Here is a 6,262-nt window from a genome sequence, read left to right on the forward strand (position 1 = left end):
AGTTTCGCCACTATGCTGCGCACTATCTTCACCCTTTCGGCGCTTGTTGCGGGACTGGTATTTTCCAACGCGTTCGCGGCGCCGACGCATGACGGCGCTGCCCAGCCTGTCCGCACGGCCGAGGGCGGCGGCATTCTGCTCGCCCAGGACGGCAATCTCGATATTTACTACGACGCCAGGGGCAATCGCGTCATCGTCGATGCGGATACCGGCAAGGTAATCGCCATCCAGCCGCCGCAGACACGGCTTGACCGCCGGGCGCTACGCCGCGAGACAAGGCTGCGTCAACTAGGCCGTGCCCCCGCCGATGACCGCTACTATCTCGACGATCCCCAGGACATGGCCCGCTTCCGCCGCAAGCAACTGGAAGAGGAAGGACGGGTCATCCCGTCGCCAGCCGACGAATATGATCCTGACAGCAACAATTCCGTCGATGCCTATCCGCCGGCGCCGCAGGACGACGGCAACTACGACAACAACTATCCCGATGCGCCGCAGCCGCACACCATCCAGCGCCAGCCGCTGAACGAGGCGTCGATAAACCCTCTCCAGCCGGCAGTTCCGACGAAAGAGGCGGCGCCCTCCGACCAGGCGGCACTACCGCCAAATGTTGGCGGCAAGACGTCGGTCGATCCGTCGCTTTCGCTGGGCGCACGCCAGGATGTCGCGGCACTGCAGGTGCTGCTCGACCGGGGTGGTGCTTCGCCTGGCGTCATCGACGGACGCTTCGGTTCGAATGTCGACAAGGCGCTGGCGGCCTACAACCAGATCAACGGCAGCAGCCTCAAATCGACCGATGCGGTCGGCATCCAGTCGGCACTCTCGCAATCCGGCGGCGACGCGTTCGCCAACTATACCATCACGGCAGAGGATGCAGCCGGTCCATATGTCGCGTCGATACCGGAAGATTACAGCCAGAAGGCGCAGCTCAACTGCATGTGCTACACCTCTGTCACCGAGGCGCTGGCGGAGCGCTTCCACATGGACGAGAACTATCTGAAGTCGATCAACAAGGGCCTCGACTTCAACCGCCCCGGCACGATCATCAAGGTCGCCAATTTCGGCAAGCTGGTGTCGACGCCGGTCGCGCGCATCGTCGCCGACAAGACCAAGAAGGAGGTGTACGCCTACGATGCGGGCGGCAAGCTGGTAGCAGCCTATCCCGCCACCATCGGCTCGGCGGACACGCCGTCGCCCACCGGCATCCACGCCGTGTCGCGCATCGCGCTCGACCCGAACTACACCTACAATCCGAACATCAATTTCAAGCAGGGCGAGAACGACAAGATTCTTACCGTTCCACCAGGCCCCAACGGACCTGTCGGGTCAGTCTGGATCGCCTTGGACAAACCGACCTACGGCATCCACGGAACGCCCGAGCCGTCGAAGATCGGCAAGACTGAAAGCCATGGCTGCGTGCGCCTGACGAACTGGGACGCGCGCGAGCTCGCCAAGCTGGTGTCGCCGGGCGTTACCGTGGAATTCGTTGGCGGACCTTCAGCCGATGACGTTGCGCAGCAATGAGCCGCGTAGCGCCGCGGCATAGATCAACTGCACGACCAGAATGAAGCCGACGCTGAGCAAAGGGTTGATCAGGCAGAGTGCGGTCCCGACCGCCCACAGAACCTGCGCCTTGACGATGCGCAGGTAGACCGTGCGTTTCGTTTCCGCGCCGACATCTTCCGCGACAAAGCCGCACTTCACCGCATAGTGCCAACTGGCGAACAGCGTGATGCCGAGCATCAGCAGGTTCAGCCAGTAAACCAGCACCGCGGTCCGGAATTCGAGGAAATCGGCCAGCAGATCGGTGGAGAACGGCAACAGCGCAATGAAGGCGAGAAAGCACAGGTTCAGCGTGGCCAGCCGTCTGTCGGATTTGGCGATCAAACCATGCTGCGCCTGTTGGCCGAACCAGAAGATGGTCAGGGTCAGGAAGCTCAAGGCATAGGTGAGGAAGCGGGGCGCCAATGCCGCGACGGCGACGAGAAGATCGTGTTCGGAATGGATGGCCTCATGTGCCGGCACCCTGATCTCGAGCACGATCAGTGTGAGTGCGATGGCGAACACGCCATCGGTGATACCGACAATACGGCCGCGCCCTTCAACCGATGCTTCGAGTGGACGCTTCATCGATTTCTCCTGCCCGCGGCTCCTGGGAAACTAGCATGACTGCCGCGGTTTGCATCGGGGCAGATGCGATCCCTGGCAATGTGGCTTGTTTCAAGGACAACAAGCCTCTGGCTGGTTGTTGCCGGTGCGCCGGCAATCTAATTAGGATGGCATGCATTCACCCGATAAAGCCGCCGCCATTCCGCTGACCGCATCGGTCGCGAACGGCACGTTCTGCCCGCAATCGCAGCGGCGTTATGTGTTGATCGCGGCGATCCTGGCCTCGGCGCTCGGCTTCATCGACGGATCGATCCTGGCGATCGCCATGCCGGCGATCCGCGTCGACCTCGGCGCCAGCCTTGTCGAGGCACAGTGGATTTCCAATGCCTACGCGCTGACGCTCTCGGCGCTAATCCTCGCCGGCGGTGCCGCGGGCGACCGGTTCGGGCTGCGCCGAGCCTTCGTTGCCGGCATTGCGCTGTTCGTCGCCACCTCGCTTGCCTGCGCGCTGTCGCCGAACGCTGTCGTGCTGATCGCGTTTCGCGCGCTCCAGGGCATCGGTGCCGCGATCATGGTGCCAGGTAGTCTCGCCATCATTGCCAAGGCCTATCCCAAGAAGGAACGCGGCCGCGCGATCGGCATCTGGGCGGCGGCCTCGGCGCTGACCACCGCTCTCGGCCCCGTGCTCGGCGGCCTGGTGCTGTCGGCTTTCGGCGATGGCATCTGGCGGGCGATCTTTGCCGTCAACCTGCCGCTCGGCCTGATCTCGATCTATCTGCTGCTTGCCAAGATTCCGGCCGATGCGCCGACGGAGCAACGCAGCCTCGACCTTGCCGGTGGTGCGCTTGCGACGCTGGCCTTCGGCGCGCTCGCCTATGGGCTGACTTCGATGAGCGCCAGCGGCGAGAGCCGCATGGCCGGTCCAAGCATTGCCGCCGGCGCCGTGCTGCTTGTCGTCTTCATCTTGTTCGAGCGGCGGCAGCGCGAGCCGATGATCGACCTCAGCCTGTTTCGCATCGGTGCTTTCGCAGGCGCCAATGTCGCGACTTTCTTCCTCTATTTCGCGCTGTCGGCCAATCTTTTTTACTTGCCGATGCTGCTGATCGCCGGCTGGGGGGTGAGCACGGCCGAGGTCGGCTTCATCTTCCTGCCGCTGTCTGCAGCGATCGCGCTTTTGTCGGGACCCGTCGGCAAGCTGTCGGACAGGATCGGGCCACGTTTGCCGATTGCCTGCGGCAGCCTGATCGTGGCGATTGCCTTCGCCGGGCTTGCCTTGCTCGCCCATGCCGGCTTTCACCATTTCTGGACGGGCATCTTTCCCTTGATGGCGCTGATGGGGCTCGGCATGGCGTTGGTCGTGTCGCCATTGTCGACCGCGATCATGACGGCGGTGGAAGACAAGGACACCGGCGCGGCTTCCGGCATCAACAACGCCGTCTCACGCATCGGCGGTCTGATCGCGGTGGCGGCGATGGGGTCGCTTGCTGCCTGGATCTACGCCTATGCTCTGGAGGCAAATGCCGCGCCCGGCGTGCCTGGTTTCGGCGAACTGCCACCAGCAGGACTTTCGCCGGCACTCGATGCGATGAGGATCGCAGCCAGCGACGCGGCTTTTTCCGCCGTCTCCTCGGTGACGGCGCTGCTGTGCCTACTTTCCGCTGTCGTTGCATGGACGACGATTTCCGGCGAAGCGCTGCCGTGGTCGCGGCGCGCCGAACCTCGGCAGGACGAAGGCTGAGACTCAGCCTTCGATCTTGGCGCTGGCGACCTTCAGCGAATTGCCATCTTCCTGTTTCAGCAGATCGTCGATGCGCTCGCGCTCGCGCTTGAAGGCGACGAGATCGTCGCCCTTCAGCACCTTGCCGACCGGCAGACGCACACGCATCGGATCGACCTTGGTGCCGTTGACGATCAGTTCGTAGTGGAGGTGCGGGCCAGTGGCGAGGCCGGTCTGGCCGAGATAGCCGATGGTCTGGCCCTGACGCACGTGCACGCCGGGCTCCATACCTTTGGCAAAGGCGCTCTGGTGATTGTACGAGGTCTCGTAGCCATTGGCATGGCGAATGATGATCTGCTTGCCATAGCCACCGGCCCAGCCGACCTTCTCGATGACGCCATTGCCGGCGGCGATGATCGGCGTGCCGATCGGAGCTGCCCAGTCGACGCCGGTGTGCATGCGGACATAGCCGAGGATCGGATGCTTGCGGGCGCCGAAGCCGGAGCGGAATTTTCCGGCGGGCAGCGGATTGCGCAGCAGGAACTGCCTAGCGCTCGAGCCGTCTTCGTCGAAATAGTCCGTGCTGCCGTCCTGCATCTGGAAGCGGTAGAAATTGCGCGTCGTGCCGCCAAACGTCGCCGAGACATAGAGAAGCTCGGAATTGTCCGACGTCTGGTCGTCGCCATCAGGCTGCGAGAACAGCACTTCAAGGCGGTCGGAGGGATTGAGTCGGGACTGAAAGTCGACATCGGACGCCAGGAGCTTGATCAGCCGCTGGGTCATCGCCTTGGACATGCCGTAGGAATAGGCGGCGCGGTAGATTCCGTCATAGACGTTGGGCAGATTGCCACGCACCACCACCGGCGCCGACGAATCATCGAACGCCGTCAGCAATTCGGGATTGGGCTCCGGCTCCTGCGCCGGCACGTACTGGCCGCGGTCGTCGAGTGCGATGGTGACGATGTGCGTGGTCTTGTCGTAGACGCTGGTGCGCACGACCTTGGCGGCGTCGCCATGAACCTCGAGACCGACGCGCAGTACGGTTCCGGCCTTGAGCGCCGGCGCGTTGAGCAGCTTGGCGATCGCTTCGGCCATGCCGGTGGCATCGTCGCCCGTATAGCCCGAGTCGGCAAAGGCCTCGGTGAGGTCGGTGTCTTTGGTGAAGGGGATGATTTCCTCGGCGAAAGCCGGCGCCTTGTCGTCTGCGTTGGCGCGCGGCGACACGGAGACGTTTTCCGGCACGATCTTCACATCATAGGAGCCGGCCATGCTCTCGGCAAAAGCTTCGCCGAATCGCTGCGGATCGACATAATGGAGTGAAGCCACCTGCACGGCGCCGTCGCTGAGGTCGGTGCCGGCTTCGCGCACCACCTTTTCCACCTCGTCGGCGGACAGGTCGCTCTTTTCGTCGAAGGAAGCCGTCTCGATCGGGAAGTCGACGGTCTTCAGGCTCATTTCGCTTTCGACCTTGGCGCCGTAGATCTGGCCGGAAGCGGCCGAGGCCGTCGCCGGTTGCGCCGATGTATCGTCGCCGTCGTCGCCGAACACTTGCATCGGGTCGAAAGGCGGGTAGGGCCGGCTGGTGGTGTGGCCGGCGGCGAGTGCCATCTTGATCTGCACGAAAGGCATGGTGTGGATGACATCGCGGTCGCCGACCTTGGTGACCATCGACACTTCCATGCGACGACGGTCCTTGGCCTTGGCGATCTGACGCGGCGCCACCAGTCTGGTCGTTTTTGCCACTTCGCCGGAATCGCCATTGCTGGCGAGGCCGATCAGTTCCGCGATCTCGGGTGGGGTCGCCAGTTGCTGGCGCCCGTCAAGCGCGGCAAACAGCGCGACGCCCATCAGAACGCTCGAGGTCACGCCAGTGAGGAATGTACCCGACAGCCAGCGCGCAGAAACCTCGCGCCGATCGGGCGGGCCGCTGCGACCGTCCGCGATAAGCGGCGGCTCATTGCCGAGTTCGGCTATGACATCTTCCGTATCTGGCATCCAGAAAGGCTGCTTCTTCCCCGGGCGGAACGGCTCGTCGCTTTTGTTGTGGCCATGACATTTGCCTGTCACGGCAGGTTAAGTCAACGAAGCCTCAGGCCCCGGTCGAATTCCCCTCGTGCACTTCTCTTATAGAGCGCTGTGAAAAGCGGGCGGTGTGCCTTTATCTATGAGGCTTGTCGCGCGCTTCCTTACGAGGCTCATAAAGAGGCCATTGCACGGCTGTGCTCGCGCCTCTTTGTTGGCCTTGGTGTCGAACGGCAATGCGGCGGCAATAGGGCTCCTTCGTGCCTCCTCCTCCTGTTGTGCCCAGTTCCCCTACGGCAGTCGGCTATCGACAGGACCCGCTCGAAATTTCTGTCGTAAAAAGTTCAAAAACTTGAGAAAGCGGTGTTGACAGTTTGTCTGGGTGGCGACTATATACGCCTCACGAACGAGGGC

General features: G+C 63.0%; 4 protein-coding genes. 2 read left to right on the plus strand and 2 right to left on the minus strand.

Annotation, left to right across the window (positions count from 1 at the left end; translation table 11 throughout):
• Window positions 1-12 precede the first annotated feature (12 nt).
• Entirely contained in the window at window positions 13-1,524 is a 1,512-nt protein-coding gene (locus tag LB536_RS18275; RefSeq protein WP_224595182.1) for a L,D-transpeptidase family protein, read from the plus strand.
• Here LB536_RS18275 and LB536_RS18280 read toward each other — a convergent pair.
• Window positions 1,498-2,130 (minus strand): TMEM175 family protein, encoded by a 633-nt coding sequence (locus LB536_RS18280; RefSeq protein ID WP_224595183.1) that lies wholly within the window; start codon window positions 2,128-2,130, stop codon window positions 1,498-1,500. The genes LB536_RS18275 and LB536_RS18280 overlap by 27 nt on opposite strands.
• A 151-nt stretch (window positions 2,131-2,281) precedes the next feature.
• On the opposite strand from LB536_RS18280, the gene LB536_RS18285 reads away from it, so the two are divergent.
• The gene (locus LB536_RS18285; RefSeq protein WP_224595184.1) at window positions 2,282-3,847 is read left to right on the plus strand and encodes an MFS transporter; all 1,566 of its coding nucleotides are present in this window, start codon (window positions 2,282-2,284) and stop codon (window positions 3,845-3,847) included.
• 3 nt (window positions 3,848-3,850) lie between these two features.
• On the opposite strand, the gene LB536_RS18290 is transcribed toward LB536_RS18285, so the two are convergent.
• Complete coding sequence (locus tag LB536_RS18290) at window positions 3,851-5,821, minus strand: M23 family metallopeptidase (RefSeq protein WP_181178197.1); 1,971 nt, start codon at window positions 5,819-5,821, stop codon at window positions 3,851-3,853.
• Window positions 5,822-6,262: the final 441 nt, after the last annotated feature.

Source organism: Mesorhizobium sp. ES1-3 (genome assembly GCF_020164795.1).
GTDB lineage: Bacteria > Pseudomonadota > Alphaproteobacteria > Rhizobiales > Rhizobiaceae > Mesorhizobium.